This is a genomic window from Neptunomonas sp. (assembly GCF_041601355.1).
Taxonomy (GTDB): Bacteria; Pseudomonadota; Gammaproteobacteria; order Pseudomonadales; family Balneatricaceae; genus Neptunomonas.
Genome location: NZ_JBFIIH010000017.1, coordinates 26,817 through 40,961, shown reverse-complemented (window position 1 = coordinate 40,961; position 14,145 = coordinate 26,817). Strand labels below are relative to the sequence as shown.

Sequence of the window (14,145 nt, the reverse complement as noted above, 5' to 3'; positions counted from 1 at the left end):
GAACCACCTGATCCCATCCCGAACTCAGCAGTGAAACGTTTTAGCGCCGATGGTAGTGTGGGGTTTCCCCATGTGAGAGTAGGTCATTGCCAAGCACCTAATAGAGAAACCCCGATCACGCTGTGATCGGGGTTTTTTTATGCCTGTGAAAAATATAAAGTCGCTAATAAATGATATAGGTATGCCCTAGCCTTTGTTGCAGTGTCTGTGATGTCTGAAAAAATAGGTTTTGTAATGATCAGCGATTCTAGGTGGATGGAGCGTGGACAGAGATGCATGGATCGTCTAAAATACCGCCGTTTACCTGTAGTTTAAAGGTAGCACTAATAATTCCGGTTTTAAAACGAGGTTGTTCCTCGTTTTTTTTCAGGTGTCGTATAGTTATCTGTTCATTCGCAGCACACGCGGGGAGGTTCAATTGACAAGACCAGCCATTCTGGCCCTTGAAGACGGTAGTATTTTCAGGGGTATTGCTATTGGCGCGGACGGTCAATCTAGCGGTGAAGTTGTATTCAACACATCCATGACCGGTTATCAAGAAATTCTGACAGATCCCTCCTATTGCAGACAAATCGTAACATTAACTTATCCTCATGTAGGCAATACTGGAACAAACGATGAGGATGAAGAGTCAGTTGGCACTTGGGTGTCTGGCTTGGTTATTCGCGATTTACCTCTGATGGCAAGCAATTTTAGAAATCAACGTTCTTTAGATCAATATTTGAAAGACCATAATATTGTAGGCATTGCGGATATAGATACCCGTCGCTTGACGCGTATTCTCCGTGAAAAAGGCTGCCTTAATGGCTGCATAATGGCTGGCGATGTTAACGAACAAGATGCGCTTGCCCAGGCAAAATCGTTCCCTGGTCTGAAAGGTATGGATCTTGCCAAAGAAGTGAGTGTGTCTGAAGCATATGAGTGGAACTCTTCAACATGGAAGCTAGGTGTCGGTCATTTGGAGCGTAACCCAAGTGAGCAGCCTTTTCATGTAGTCGCCTATGATTTTGGTGTCAAACGTAATATTTTGCGGATGTTAGTGGAGAGAGGTTGTCGGGTAACAGTAGTGCCAGCACAGACCACCGCCACTGCTGTATTAGATATGGCGCCTGATGGAGTCTTCCTGTCAAACGGGCCGGGTGATCCAGAGCCATGTGATTATGCCATTGCTGCAATCCAGGCTATTTGCGAAACTACCGTACCTGTTTTTGGTATTTGTCTGGGGCATCAGCTATTAGCTCTCGCGTCAGGAGCCAAAACTGTAAAAATGAAGTTTGGTCATCATGGTGCCAACCATCCAGTTCAAGACTTAGAGACTAAGCAGGTAATGATTACCAGCCAAAATCATGGTTTTTCTGTTGATGAAAGCAGTTTGCCAAGCACGATTCGGGCAACTCATAAGTCTTTGTTTGATCACTCTTTACAAGGTATCGAGCGTACAGATCGATCTGCGTTCAGCTTCCAGGGGCATCCCGAAGCGAGCCCGGGGCCTCGCGATGTAGCGCCTCTGTTCGATCGCTTTATTAAAGAGATGAGAATTCGTAAATACGCCTGATTAAAAACACTGATCAGTTAAGTAAATAGATTCGACCGGTTTAAACAATGCCAAAACGCACAGATATTAAAAGCATACTGATTTTAGGCGCGGGCCCGATCATTATTGGTCAGGCGTGTGAATTCGATTACTCGGGTGCGCAGGCGTGTAAAGCGCTGCGTGAAGAGGGCTACAGAGTCATTCTGGTTAACTCGAACCCTGCTACTATCATGACAGATCCAGCGATGGCTGACGCCACCTACATCGAACCAGTAACGTGGAAAACCGTTGCGAAAATCATTGAAAAAGAACGGCCAGATGCGTTGTTACCGACCATGGGTGGGCAAACCGCATTGAACTGTGCTCTTGATTTGGAGCGAGAAGGTGTTCTTGCTGAATTTGGCGTAGAGATGATTGGTGCTAATGCCGATACCATCGATAAGGCTGAAGATCGTTCCCGCTTTGATAAAGCAATGAAGAAAATTGGTCTTGAGTGCCCGCGTGCAGCAATTGCGCATAGTATCGAAGAGGCTCAGCAGGTTCAGGCCCAGTTAGGCTTTCCCTGCATTATCCGTCCATCGTTTACGATGGGTGGTAGCGGTGGTGGTATTGCGTATAACACGGAAGAGTTTATAGAGATTTGTGAGCGTGGACTGGATCTTTCACCGACTAATGAGCTCTTGATAGATGAGTCTTTGATTGGTTGGAAAGAATACGAAATGGAAGTTGTTCGTGATAAAAACGATAACTGTATTATCGTTTGTGCTATCGAGAACTTTGATGCCATGGGCGTTCATACCGGAGATTCTATTACCGTAGCTCCTGCGCAGACGTTGACGGATAAAGAATATCAAATAATGCGGGATGCATCGTTAGCTGTGTTGCGTGAAATCGGTGTAGAAACTGGCGGATCCAACGTGCAGTTTGGTGTAAATCCTGCCGATGGTCGCATGGTTGTTATTGAGATGAACCCGCGCGTATCTCGTTCATCAGCACTGGCCTCTAAAGCTACTGGGTTTCCCATTGCTAAAGTGGCTGCGAAGCTGGCGATCGGTTACACACTTGACGAATTGCAAAATGACATTACCGGCGGCGCTACACCTGCCTCATTTGAACCGTCAATCGATTACGTTGTTACTAAAATTCCTCGCTTTACCTTTGAAAAATTCCCGCAAGCGAATGACCGTCTGACTACTCAGATGAAGTCGGTTGGTGAAGTTATGGCGATTGGACGAACGCAGCAAGAGTCATTGCAAAAAGCTTTACGTGGTTTGGAAGTCGGCGCTACCGGGTTTGATCCGATCGTTGATTTGAACAGTGAAGATGCGCGCTCCGATATTGTACGTGAGATGAAGCAACCAGGTGCTGAGCGTATCTGGTATGTGGGCGATGCTTTTCGACTCGGCATGAGCGTTGACGAGCTGTATGCAATTTCGGGTATAGATCCGTGGTTCCTGACGCAGATCGAAGACTTAATTCTTGATGAGAAACGTGTTGCTAATATGACCTTGTCGCAGTTAGATGCAGATAAGGTATATCGTTTGAAGCGCAAGGGCTTTTCAGATGCGCGTTTGGCTACCTTGCTGGGCGTGAGTGAGAAACAGTTCCGCAAGCATCGTCATGGCTTGAATATCCGTCCTGTGTACAAGCGTGTTGATACTTGTGCCGCTGAGTTTGCTACAGATACGGCTTATATGTACTCAACCTATGAAGAAGAGTGTGAAGCAGCCCCGTCTGATCGTGAAAAAATCATGGTTATTGGTGGCGGCCCTAACCGGATAGGCCAGGGCATCGAGTTTGATTACTGCTGTGTGCATGCCGCGTTGGCTGCCCGCGAAGCGGGTTTTGAAACCATTATGGTGAACTGTAACCCAGAAACTGTCTCAACAGATTACGACACATCTGATCGTTTGTATTTTGAGTCAATTACACTCGAAGATGTGTTGGAAATAGTGCACGTCGAAAAGCCAAAAGGCGTGATTGTCCAGTTTGGCGGTCAAACACCATTAAAACTGGCAGTAGCATTGGAACAGGCTGGTGTGCCGATTATCGGGACATCACCTGAATCTATTGACCGTGCAGAAGATCGTGAACAGTTTCAACAAATGTTGCAGCGCCTGGGTTTAAAACAGCCTGAGAACGCTACCGTACGTTCTCTTGAGCAGGCGGTTATTGCTGCAGAGAAAATTGGTTACCCGTTAGTTGTTCGTCCTTCTTATGTTTTGGGCGGCCGGGCGATGGAAATTGTTTATAGCGAAACCGAATTGCGTCGTTATATGAAGGAAGCAGTGCAAGTCTCTAATGAAGCACCTGTGTTGTTAGACCACTTCCTGAATGCTGCTATTGAAATTGATATTGATGCAGTGAGTGATGGTGAAACCGTCGTGATTGGCGCTATTATGCAGCATATTGAACAAGCGGGTGTTCACTCTGGTGACTCTGCATGCTCATTTCCTCCATACAATCTGCCCGTTGATGTACAAGATGAGATGCGCGAGCAAGTCAAAAAGATGGCGCTTGAATTAGGTGTCGTTGGTTTGATGAATACGCAGCTTGCTTACCAGGACGGTGAGATCTATGTGATTGAGGTCAATCCACGTGCCTCAAGAACCGTGCCGTTCGTCTCTAAATGTATCGGTGTTTCATTGGCCAAGGTTGCCGCGCTGGCCATGATCGGTAAGAAGCTGGCTGAGATAGGCTTTACAGAAGAAATAATTCCGGCGTATTTTCATGTAAAAGAAGCGGTCTTCCCGTTTAATAAATTCCAGGGTGTTGATCCTATCCTTTCTCCGGAGATGAAATCTACGGGCGAAGTCATGGGCACGGGTGAAACCTTTGGTGAAGCCTTTATGAAGGCAACCATTGGTGCGGGTGAGAAAATGCCGCAACCAGGTAAAGCGTTTATTTCGGTTCGTAATGTTGATAAGGAAGGCTCGGTATCGGTCGCTAAATCATTGATAGAACTTGGTTTTTCCTTGGTTGCTACGGGTGGGACTGCCGCTTTCTTGAAAGAGCATGGATTAACCGTTTCGGTTGTGAATAAAGTGACCGAGGGGCGGCCAAACATTATTGACATGATTAAAAATGACGAAATTGTTTATGTTGTAAACACGACTGAAGGTCGCAAGGCCACGGCAGATTCGGCAGAAATTCGTCGTAGTGCACTGCAGCATAAAGTTCCTTATACCACTACGCTTGCCGGCGCAGAAGCCATAACTATGGCGCTCGAATACGGTGAAGAAAAAGTGGTTCGTCGTTTACAGGATTTACATTGAGGAGTAATAAATGAGTCGTGTTCCTATGACGGTTTCTGGCGAAAAAGCACTTCGTGAAGAGCTGGTTCGTCTTAAAACTGCTGATCGTCCTCGTATTATTCAGGCCATTGCTGAGGCGCGTGAGCATGGTGATCTAAAAGAAAATGCTGAATATCATGCGGCCCGAGAAGAGCAGGGTTTTACTGAAGGACGTATTCAGGAACTTGAAGGCAAGCTGTCTCAGTCTCAGGTGATTGATGTGACTATTATTCCGCGTTCTGGGAAAGTGATTTTTGGAACGACTGTCATCATTATTAACTGTGAGACTGATGAGAGTGTGCGTTACCAGATCGTTGGTGATGATGAGGCTGATATTAAAATCGGGAAATTATCTGTCAACTCACCTATCGCCCGTGGGTTGATAGGTAAGTCAGAAGGTGATATTGCTGGTATACAGACGCCGAAAGGTATCGTTGAGTACGAAATAGAAGAGGTGTTGCACCTGTAAAAAAGAGCCGCCTTCCTGGCGGCTTTTTTTAACGAAGCAAATTGGAAAGCTTGGGATTGGGTTGCAGAGCCGGGCGGTAGATTAAAGCTATATTGCCAATCTCCTGAATTATGGTGGCTTCAACGATTGTGCAAAGCTCTTTAATCAATTGCTTTTTCACATCTCTGTCACCTACTACGAACTTCACTTTAATGAGTTCGTGGTCTTCAAGTGCTCGGTCAACCTCCAATTGAATGTTTTCTGTCATCCCTTTGCCAGCGATGGTCACAATTGGATTTAAGCTGTGTCCGATTGTGCGGTAGTGTTTCTTTTGATCGGGTGTCAGGCTCATACTAAAATAGACATCTCATTTGGGGTGGCGGCGCCACATTGTAAAAAGCTTATTCTACCTGAGACAAGCTCAGCGTAAAACTACAGAGAAAAATTAGTGTCAAGATCAAAAACTAGTAAAGCGTGGTTAAAGGAACATTTTGACGATCATTACGTCAAAAAGGCTAAGGAGAGTGGTTATCGCTCCAGAGCCAGTTTCAAACTACTGGAGCTTCAGGAGAAAGATCACTTGATGAAAAAAGGCATGACGGTGGTTGATCTTGGCGCGGCTCCTGGTGGTTGGTCACAAATCGCGGCTGAATTAGTCGGTGATACCGGACGGGTAGTAGCATCAGATATTCTTCCGATGGATTCCTTGGCCGGTGTTGAGTTTGTTCAGGGGGACTTTACTGAAGAGTCGGTTTTGAATGAAATCCTTGCAGTGATGGATGGTAAGCTTGCTGACCTTGTAATTTCTGATATGGCCCCCAATATGAGTGGTATGAACTCTATTGATCAACCTGCAGCTATGTATTTAGTTGAATTGGCGTTGGAGATGGCAAAAGATGTTCTGAAACCAAAAGGCAATTTTGTTGCCAAAGTGTTTCAGGGTGAAGGGTTCGACCAGTATTTGATGGATGTGCGTGCACACTTCGATAGGGTTGTCACACGTAAACCTGATTCTTCCCGTGCCAGGTCTCGTGAAGTTTATATAATCGGACTGGGTTTTAAATGAGTTTTATTAGTCAAAGTAGCTAAATTGATGTAGTTTAGCCGATGCTTTGTGATGTATTAAATTGAGGGTTGTCTTTTGAACGATATGGCAAAAAATCTGGTTCTGTGGCTGGTTATTGCGGCGGTCTTGCTGACAGTCTTCAATAATTTCAATGCTGAAACTGATCCGGGTCGGTTAAGTTATTCGGATTTTGTGACGGAAGTTCAGTCTGATCGGGTGGCTAAAGTAGTGATCGATGGTTATACCATCTATGGCCAGCGCAGCAACGGTGAGCGATTCCAAACTATTCGTCCTGCATTGCAAGACCCAAAGTTGGTTGATGATCTGCTTTCTCATAAAGTGGTAATTGAAGGTAAGCAGCCTGAACAGCAAAGTATCTGGACACAGCTGTTAGTTGCCTCGTTCCCGATATTGGTCATTATCGCTATTTTTATGTTTTTCATGCGACAGATGCAAGGCGGCGGCGGTAAAGGCGGCCCTATGTCTTTTGGCAAGTCCAAAGCACGGATGATGAGTGAGGATCAGATTAAGACAACCTTTGACGATGTTGCGGGTGTCGAAGAAGCCAAAGAGGAGGTTGCAGAGCTGGTCGAGTATCTGCGTGATCCCGGCAAGTTCCAGCGCCTAGGTGGACACATACCGCGTGGGGTCTTGATGGCGGGTAGCCCGGGAACTGGTAAAACGCTGTTAGCTAAAGCCATTGCCGGCGAAGCTAAGGTGCCATTTTTCTCTATATCCGGTTCTGATTTTGTAGAAATGTTTGTTGGTGTCGGGGCATCACGTGTTCGTGACATGTTTGAGCAAGCGAAGAAACATGCGCCTTGTATTATTTTTATCGATGAGATCGACGCTGTCGGCCGTAGTCGTGGTGTAGGTATGGGCGGCGGAAATGACGAGCGTGAGCAAACCCTGAACCAGCTATTGGTTGAGATGGATGGTTTCGAAGGGACTGAAGGGGTTATTGTTATTGCCGCCACTAACCGCCCGGATGTGTTGGATCCTGCGCTGTTGCGCCCAGGTCGTTTTGACCGTCAGGTGCATGTCAGCTTGCCAGATATTCGTGGTCGTGAGCAGATTCTTAAAGTGCATATGCGTAAAGTGCCGACGGGTGATGATGTTAAGCCAGAGCTGATTGCTCGTGGAACCCCTGGCTTCTCGGGTGCTGATCTTGCGAACCTGGTCAATGAGGCGGCACTGTTTGCTGCACGTGATAGTAGACGCACGGTCGGAATGGAGCAGTTTGAAAAAGCTAAAGATAAAATCATGATGGGCGCTGAGCGCAAATCGATGGTGATGTCTTACAAAGAGCGTTTAAATACCGCTTACCATGAGTCAGGTCATGCCATTGTAGGGCGATTGATGCCTGAGCATGACCCTGTTTATAAAGTATCTATTATCCCTCGTGGTCGCGCATTAGGCGTCACCATGTTTCTTCCTGAGGAAGATCGTTACAGTCACAGCAGGTCGACCATTATATCTAATATATGTTCGCTCTATGGCGGGCGTATTGCCGAAGAGATGACATTGGGCAAAGACGGAGTTACTACCGGCGCATCTAATGATATTCAGCGTGCAACCTCGATGGCTCGTAATATGGTGACTAAATGGGGTCTGTCAGAAGAGCTTGGCCCGTTGCTGTATGATGATGAGGGTGATGACCCGTTTGGTCGTGGCTATGGTCAGGGTGCTAAGCCATTGGCAGAAGAAACGCAACGTCGTATTGATGCTGAAGTGCGTAAAATTATTGATGAGTGTTATCAGAAAGCAACTACTCTGCTTGAGGCTAATCGCGATATTCTGGAAAACATGACTCAGGCGTTAATGAAATATGAAACTATCAATAGTGACCAGATTGGTGAGTTGATGGCGCGCGATGAAGTTTCGCCGCCTGAAGGTTGGGTGGATGTTAATGATTCTCCGGTCTCAGGGGATGATTCGACGGATGGTAACGCCGATGACACTGAGCCGCGTAAGCCGTCTGACAAGGACGGCCCGGAAGCAGCGGATGAAGATGGTAAAACCGTTTAAGTAACAGTGAGTTGAAAAAACCGGATGTGTATTACATCCGGTTTTTTTATATGCAGGCGAAAATTATGACTATTCTACAGTGTGGGTCAAGAGCGCTGGATCTTGAGCGAGTTCAGGTCATGGGTATATTGAATGCCACACCTGATTCCTTCTCTGATGGGGGTAAGCACTTCAGGCACCATCAGCTATCCGTTGAAAGTGCATTGGCGCGCGCTGCCGTTATGCTGAAAGAAGGTGCGTCCATTATTGATATTGGTGGAGAGTCAACGCGTCCGGGGGCAGTCAGGGTTTCTCTGCAGGAGGAGCTTGATCGCGTGTTGCCGGTTGTTGAGGCGATAGCTAAAGAGTTGGATGTCGTTATATCAGTCGACACCAGCCAGCCGGAGCTGATCTCTGAGGCGGCCAGTTTAGGTGCCGGCATGATCAATGATGTGCGGGCGCTTTGCTTGCCTGGAGCATTGCACGCCGCTGCTGAGTCTCAATTGCCCATTTGTCTTATGCATATGAAAGGCACACCACAAGATATGCAGAATGCACCTGCCTATAATAATATCATCGATGAGGTGATTGCGTTTTTTGATACGCGGATAAAAGCCTGTGCTGAGGTGGGTATCTCTGCAGAGCGTTTAATACTGGATCCTGGTTTTGGATTTGCCAAGACCCTGGAGCATAATTTGTTTTTGTTAAATCGGTTGGAGCAGCTTGATCGTTTGGGCTATCCACTTTTAACAGGGACTTCACGAAAAAGTATGATTGCCGGGGTGTTAGATCGCGAGGTAGATAAGCGCTTATCAGGCAGTCTGGCAACGGTGGCTATCGCGGTCATGAAGGGGGCGAAGATTGTTCGCGTTCATGACGTGTCGGAGTCGGTAGATGTTGTGCGTATGACTGAAGCAGTTATGCGTGAAAGTGGAGAAAGTGATGAGTAAAAGGTATTTTGGTACGGACGGTATTCGTGGACGAGTTGGGCAGTTTCCAATCACTCCGGATTTTATGCTCAAGTTGGGTTGGGCTGCTGGTAAAGTATTCGCCCGTGGTGGCCGGAGTAAAATTCTGATAGGTAAAGATACACGAATTTCCGGCTATATGTTTGAGTCTGCTTTAGAGGCAGGCCTGTCAGCAGCGGGTGTTGATGTATTACTCACCGGCCCTATGCCAACCCCTGCCATCGCTTATTTAACGCGTACATTTCAAGCCAACGCCGGTATTGTGATTTCTGCATCGCATAATGCTTACGGTGATAACGGGATTAAATTCTTCTCCGCGGAAGGTACAAAGCTCCCTGATGAAATAGAGCATGCCATAGAAGCGCAGATGGACTTGGTGATGACAACGGTTGATTCGGCAAGTCTGGGTAAAGCTCGTCGGGTTGAAGATGCTCCGGGACGTTATATCGAGTTTTGCAAATCTTCAGTGCCCGTTGGCTTTAGTTTGGCGGGAATGAAAATCGTGCTTGATTGTGCGAATGGTGCAACGTATCACGTTACTCCTGAAGTTTTGTCGGAGCTGGGCGCTGAGGTTATCGAGGTTGCTTCTTCTCCGGATGGTTTGAATATCAATGAAGCATGTGGCGCGACGGCACCGCAGCGGTTACAAAAAGTGGTTGTGGCAGAAAGGGCTGATTTGGGAATCGCGCTTGATGGCGATGGAGACCGTTTGATGATGGTCGATCATTTGGGAGAAGTGGTCGATGGCGATGAAGCGTTATTTATTATTGCCGAACGCATGTATGAGCGCGGAGTGTTGTCAGGTGGCGTTGTGGGTACGCTTATGAGTAACTTTGGCCTGGAGCAATCTCTTAACAGGCTGGGGATCCCTTTTGTGCGAGCAAATGTCGGTGATCGTTATGTCATGGCTTTACTGGCAGAAAATGATTGGGTATTAGGTGGAGAAAGTTCGGGGCATGTTGTTTGTCGGCACCTGACATCGACGGGTGATGGAACAATTTCAGCCTTGCAGGTATTGCGAGCCATTAAAGAATCCGGAAAAAACTTACATGAGCTGAAAAAGGGCATGCATAAAATGCCTCAGGTCATGATCAACGTGAAGATGGCATCAAAAGTTGATATTCGGGGCGTGCAGGCCATTCAGCAAGCGGTTAAAGATGTAGAAGCTCAATTAGGTGATACGGGTCGGGTTTTATTGCGCCCGTCCGGTACTGAACCCCTGATCAGAGTGATGTTAGAAGGCGAAGATAAAGCGTTTATTCAAAAACTCTGCGAAGAGTTAGCAAAAGAGGTAGGAAAAGCACTGGAAGCGCTTGTCAGTCAAGAGTAACTCGGTTAATATTTGCGCCTCTTTTAAGGAGGGTGGCGATGCGTGACTTAATAGTCGCTGGAAACTGGAAAATGAACGGCAGTCAGCAATTTGTTGATGATATGTTGTTTACCCTGAATAAGGTTGAATTTTCTGAGTCCGTCGAGGTTATCGTTTTTCCGCCGTCTGTGTATTTGCATGCTGCACGACAGCAAGCTAAAACAGTCAAAGTTGGCGCTCAAAATATATTTTTTGAGTCTTCAGGTGCATATACCGGTGAAATTTCTCCGTCTATGTTGTCTGATATTGATTGTCGATATGTGATAATAGGGCATTCAGAAAGACGCGCCATTTTTTCTGAAGATGATGATCTGATTGCTAAGAAAGTGGTCGCTTCGATAGAGAATGACCTTGTGCCTATCTTGTGTGTTGGTGAAACACTGGAAGATAGAGAGAGTGGCCGGTTTTTTGAAGTGATCGCTCGTCAGGTAAAGATTGGTTTAAACTTGTTGCAAGCAGAGCAGGTGGCGCGTGTTATTGTTGCCTACGAGCCTGTCTGGGCAATAGGTACAGGCAAAACAGCATCGCCATTGCAAGCTCAGGAAGTGCATGGGCTTATCCGCCACTTGGTGGCGGAATTGGTTGGTGAACAAATATCGGAAAGAATTTCGATATTGTATGGTGGTAGTGTAAATGCCGCTAATGCGAAGGAGCTTTTCTCACAGCCAGATATTGATGGTGGTCTTGTTGGAGGAGCTTCATTGAAGGTTGATGAATTTTTAGCGATCTGCAGTGCGGCTGCAGAAGCTGTTTAAACGGTAGGTAATATGGAAACTCTGGTTCTTGCTGCTCACGTTGTACTTGCTGCTGGTATTATTGCTCTGGTGTTATTGCAACAGGGCAAAGGTGCTGAGGCGGGTGCTGCTTTTGGTAGTGGCGCATCCCAGACAGTGTTTGGTAGTCAGGGTACTGGGAATTTTTTAAGTCGTATGACAGCAGTGCTGGCAACAGGATTGTTTGCTACGAGTTTTGTTTTGGCTGTCTATGCTAAAGAGCAGGCTGCATCTGTTTCTGATGTGGGTATACCTACAGTTGAAACGGTTAAAGAGGTGCAGTCTCAGTTGCCGGTTCTTGATGAACCGAAAATTACTGCTCCGGTTGAAACGGATGTTCCAAAAGCTAATTAGATTGTAAAGAGTTTTGCCCAAGTGGTGGAATTGGTAGACACGCTATCTTGAGGGGGTAGTGGCTTATGGCTGTGCCGGTTCGAGTCCGGCCTTGGGCACCATATGTTTGCAAAATAGGTTCGTCATATGTATAATATGCGCCTGTTTCTGATGCGGGGTGGAGCAGTATGGTAGCTCGTCGGGCTCATAACCCGAAGGTCGTTGGTTCAAATCCAGCCCCCGCTACCATCTTTTGGAATGGCCCCTTTTTAGGGGCTTTTTCGTAAGTGTGGTCAATTGTGATTTTGCAGAAATGGGTCTTATAAGGCCCATTTTTTATTTCTGCGTTACGTAAATTAGAGGTTTAGTGGGTGTCAGCGAAGCTGAAATTATTACAAGAGATGTTGAAACCTATCGTTGAGTCACTCGGCTGTCAGCTTTGGGGAATAGATCATATCTCACAAGGTAAGCACAGCACTTTGCGCATCTATATAGAGCGTGAAGAAGGTGTAACGGTAGATGATTGCGCGGCAGTGAGTCACCAGGTCAGTGGGATACTCGATGTAGAGGACCCTATTAGTGGGGTTTATACGTTAGAAGTATCTTCACCTGGAATGGATAGACCACTTTTTACATTGGAGCAGTTCAGTGCCTTTGCAGGAAGCAAAGTTCAGATTCGTCTACGAGTACCATTTGACGGAAGACGAAACTTTAAAGGGATATTAAATGGCATTGAAGGTGAAGATATTTTGCTGGTTGTGGATGACGAAGAGTTTTTGTTACCGATTGATCTGATTGATCGGGCTCAGGTTATTCCGCAGTTTTAACGGCACTTTTGGGTATTGGCGAGGCAGTAGCATGAGCAAAGAGATTCTACTGGTTGCAGAAGCAGTATCGAATGAGAAAGACGTCCCAAAAGACGTTATTTTTGAAGCGATTGAGCTGGCATTAGCAACGGCGACTAAAAAACGTTTTGATGAAGAAGCAGACGTGAACGTTATCATAGACCGGGCAACCGGAGATTATGAAACTTTCCGTAGCTGGAAGGTGGTCAGTAATGACGACGTTCCTCTGCTAGGCACTGAATTAACCATGCAAGAAGCTGAGGAAATTGATCCTAAGTTACAGCCTGGTGATATTCACAAAGAACAAATTGAATCTGTGGCGTTTGGCCGTATTGCGGCTCAGACGGCAAAACAGGTCATTGTACAAAAAGTACGCGAAGCTGAGCGCGCTAAAGTCGTAGATCTTTATCGTGACCGAATAGGCGAGCTGATTTCAGCGAGTGTTAAAAAAGTTACGCGCGATAATATTATTGTGGATCTGGGCAACAATGCGGAAGCACTACTGCCGCGTGAAAACGTTTTACCACGCGAAGTTTTCCGTATGGGTGATCGTGTCAGAGCGGTTCTTACGGAAGTCCGTGCGGAAGGACGCGGTCCTCAATTGGTACTCAGTCGCGCTTGTCCTGAAATGTTGATTGAGCTGTTCAGAATTGAAGTGCCTGAGATTTCAGAAGAAGTCATTGAAATAAGAGCAGCAGCGCGAGACTTGGGTTCACGTGCGAAAATTGCTGTGAAAACCAACGATGGTCGTATCGACCCTGTTGGTGCTTGTGTCGGTATGCGTGGCGCACGTGTTCAGGCGGTATCTAATGAACTCGGTGGCGAACGTGTAGATATTATCCTTTGGGATGATAATCCGGCACAGCTAGTGATCAATGCGATGTCTCCAGCTGAAGTAGCTTCTATTGTTGTTGACGAAGAGACGCACTCAATGGATGTTGCTGTCGCTCAGGAATCACTGGCAATGGCGATTGGCCGTAGCGGACAAAATGTTCGCTTGGCTTCAGAGCTGACGGGCTGGGAATTAAATGTCATGACCGTTGAGGCGGCTGCCGAGAAGCAGCAGTCTGAAATTGGATCAGTCATGGAAGTACTGATGAAGCATCTGGATATCGATGAAGATGTTGCATCTGTGCTGGTTGAAGAAGGTTTTACCACCTTGGAAGAGGTGGCTTATGTGCCTGTCGATGAGATGCTTGAAATTGACGGCTTTGATGAAGATTTAGTGAATGAGCTTCGTACTCGAGCAAAAGATGCACTGCTGAATATCGCACTAGCAAGTGAAGAAAAGCTCGAGAAATCCGAACCAGCAGCAGATCTGCTGGAAATGGAAGGTATGGATCGCCATTTGGCTTTCCTGCTGGCGGCTAATGGCGTGATTACCATGGAAGATTTAGCAGAGCAATCTGTTGAAGAACTTCTTGATGTTGAAGGTATGAGCGAAGAAAAGGCTGCAGAGTTGATCATGACCGCGCGTGCGCCATGGTTTGCGGATGAAGTCTAATTCAG

General features: G+C 46.6%; 12 protein-coding genes, 2 tRNA genes and 1 rRNA gene. 14 read left to right on the top strand and 1 reads right to left on the bottom strand.

Going from position 1 to position 14,145, the window contains the following annotated elements; all coding sequences use genetic code 11:
• From rrf to greA, 4 genes are all read left to right on the top strand, one after another.
• Positions 1 to 95: ribosomal RNA gene (gene rrf / locus ABY436_RS04670) — 5S ribosomal RNA — on the top strand; the annotation flags it as partial.
• Between the two features lie 323 nt (positions 96 to 418).
• Positions 419 to 1,555, top strand: a complete 1,137-nt coding sequence (carA, locus tag ABY436_RS04665; RefSeq protein ID WP_372737857.1) for a glutamine-hydrolyzing carbamoyl-phosphate synthase small subunit — start codon at positions 419 to 421, stop codon at positions 1,553 to 1,555.
• Positions 1,556 to 1,602: 47 nt separating this feature from the next.
• Positions 1,603 to 4,809 carry a carbamoyl-phosphate synthase large subunit gene (gene carB, locus ABY436_RS04660; RefSeq protein ID WP_372737856.1) on the top strand — a complete coding sequence of 1,069 codons (3,207 nt, stop codon included), beginning with the start codon at positions 1,603 to 1,605 and terminating at the stop codon, positions 4,807 to 4,809.
• Positions 4,810 to 4,819: 10 nt separating this feature from the next.
• The gene (gene greA / locus ABY436_RS04655) at positions 4,820 to 5,296 is read left to right on the top strand and encodes a transcription elongation factor GreA (protein ID WP_372737855.1); all 477 of its coding nucleotides are present in this window, start codon (positions 4,820 to 4,822) and stop codon (positions 5,294 to 5,296) included.
• 28 nt (positions 5,297 to 5,324) lie between these two features.
• Here the strand turns inward: greA and ABY436_RS04650 are convergent, their stop codons facing one another.
• A complete protein-coding gene (locus ABY436_RS04650; RefSeq protein ID WP_090730589.1) occupies positions 5,325 to 5,627 on the bottom strand; it encodes a YhbY family RNA-binding protein in 303 nt (100 codons plus the stop codon).
• A 96-nt stretch (positions 5,628 to 5,723) separates the two neighbouring features.
• On the opposite strand from ABY436_RS04650, the gene rlmE reads away from it, so the two are divergent.
• The 10 genes from rlmE to nusA all read left to right on the top strand — a co-directional run bounded on the left by rlmE (position 5,724) and on the right by nusA (position 14,140).
• A complete protein-coding gene (rlmE, locus tag ABY436_RS04645) occupies positions 5,724 to 6,341 on the top strand; it encodes a 23S rRNA (uridine(2552)-2'-O)-methyltransferase RlmE (protein WP_090730591.1) in 618 nt (205 codons plus the stop codon).
• 84 nt (positions 6,342 to 6,425) lie between these two features.
• A complete protein-coding gene (gene ftsH, locus ABY436_RS04640) occupies positions 6,426 to 8,369 on the top strand; it encodes an ATP-dependent zinc metalloprotease FtsH (RefSeq protein WP_372737859.1) in 1,944 nt (647 codons plus the stop codon).
• A gap of 65 nt (positions 8,370 to 8,434) precedes the next feature.
• A complete protein-coding gene (folP, locus tag ABY436_RS04635) occupies positions 8,435 to 9,298 on the top strand; it encodes a dihydropteroate synthase (RefSeq protein WP_372737854.1) in 864 nt (287 codons plus the stop codon).
• Positions 9,291 to 10,646 (top strand): phosphoglucosamine mutase, encoded by a 1,356-nt coding sequence (gene glmM / locus ABY436_RS04630; RefSeq protein WP_372737853.1) that lies wholly within the window; start codon positions 9,291 to 9,293, stop codon positions 10,644 to 10,646. The genes folP and glmM overlap by 8 nt, the downstream gene beginning before the upstream one ends.
• Before the next feature lie 38 nt (positions 10,647 to 10,684).
• Positions 10,685 to 11,440, top strand: a complete 756-nt coding sequence (gene tpiA, locus ABY436_RS04625) for a triose-phosphate isomerase (protein ID WP_372737852.1) — start codon at positions 10,685 to 10,687, stop codon at positions 11,438 to 11,440.
• Between the two features lie 12 nt (positions 11,441 to 11,452).
• Complete coding sequence (gene secG / locus ABY436_RS04620; RefSeq protein WP_372737851.1) at positions 11,453 to 11,812, top strand: preprotein translocase subunit SecG; 360 nt, start codon at positions 11,453 to 11,455, stop codon at positions 11,810 to 11,812.
• 15 nt (positions 11,813 to 11,827) lie between these two features.
• Positions 11,828 to 11,913: transfer RNA gene (locus tag ABY436_RS04615), tRNA-Leu, on the top strand.
• Positions 11,914 to 11,963: 50 nt separating this feature from the next.
• Positions 11,964 to 12,040: transfer RNA gene (locus ABY436_RS04610), tRNA-Met, on the top strand.
• 122 nt (positions 12,041 to 12,162) lie between these two features.
• Entirely contained in the window at positions 12,163 to 12,618 is a 456-nt protein-coding gene (rimP, locus tag ABY436_RS04605) for a ribosome maturation factor RimP (RefSeq protein WP_372737850.1), read from the top strand.
• 31 nt (positions 12,619 to 12,649) lie between these two features.
• On the top strand, positions 12,650 to 14,140 hold the full coding sequence (gene nusA / locus ABY436_RS04600; protein WP_372737849.1) for a transcription termination factor NusA: 1,491 nt from the start codon (positions 12,650 to 12,652) through the stop codon (positions 14,138 to 14,140).
• The last annotated feature ends 5 nt before the right edge of the window (positions 14,141 to 14,145 follow it).

What these genes read in the sequence shown, in the direction of transcription:
- ABY436_RS04650 (WP_090730589.1), bottom strand. Translation starts at nt 5,627, where the DNA reads ATGAGCCTGACACCCGATCAAAAGAAACACTACCGCACAATCGGACAC.
- tpiA (WP_372737852.1), top strand. Translation starts at nt 10,685, where the DNA reads ATGCGTGACTTAATAGTCGCTGGAAACTGGAAAATGAACGGCAGTCAG.
- nusA (WP_372737849.1), top strand. Translation starts at nt 12,650, where the DNA reads ATGAGCAAAGAGATTCTACTGGTTGCAGAAGCAGTATCGAATGAGAAA.
- secG (WP_372737851.1), top strand. Translation starts at nt 11,453, where the DNA reads ATGGAAACTCTGGTTCTTGCTGCTCACGTTGTACTTGCTGCTGGTATT.
- greA (WP_372737855.1), top strand. Translation starts at nt 4,820, where the DNA reads ATGAGTCGTGTTCCTATGACGGTTTCTGGCGAAAAAGCACTTCGTGAA.
- folP (WP_372737854.1), top strand. Translation starts at nt 8,435, where the DNA reads ATGACTATTCTACAGTGTGGGTCAAGAGCGCTGGATCTTGAGCGAGTT.
- glmM (WP_372737853.1), top strand. Translation starts at nt 9,291, where the DNA reads ATGAGTAAAAGGTATTTTGGTACGGACGGTATTCGTGGACGAGTTGGG.
- carB (WP_372737856.1), top strand. Translation starts at nt 1,603, where the DNA reads ATGCCAAAACGCACAGATATTAAAAGCATACTGATTTTAGGCGCGGGC.
- ftsH (WP_372737859.1), top strand. Translation starts at nt 6,426, where the DNA reads ATGGCAAAAAATCTGGTTCTGTGGCTGGTTATTGCGGCGGTCTTGCTG.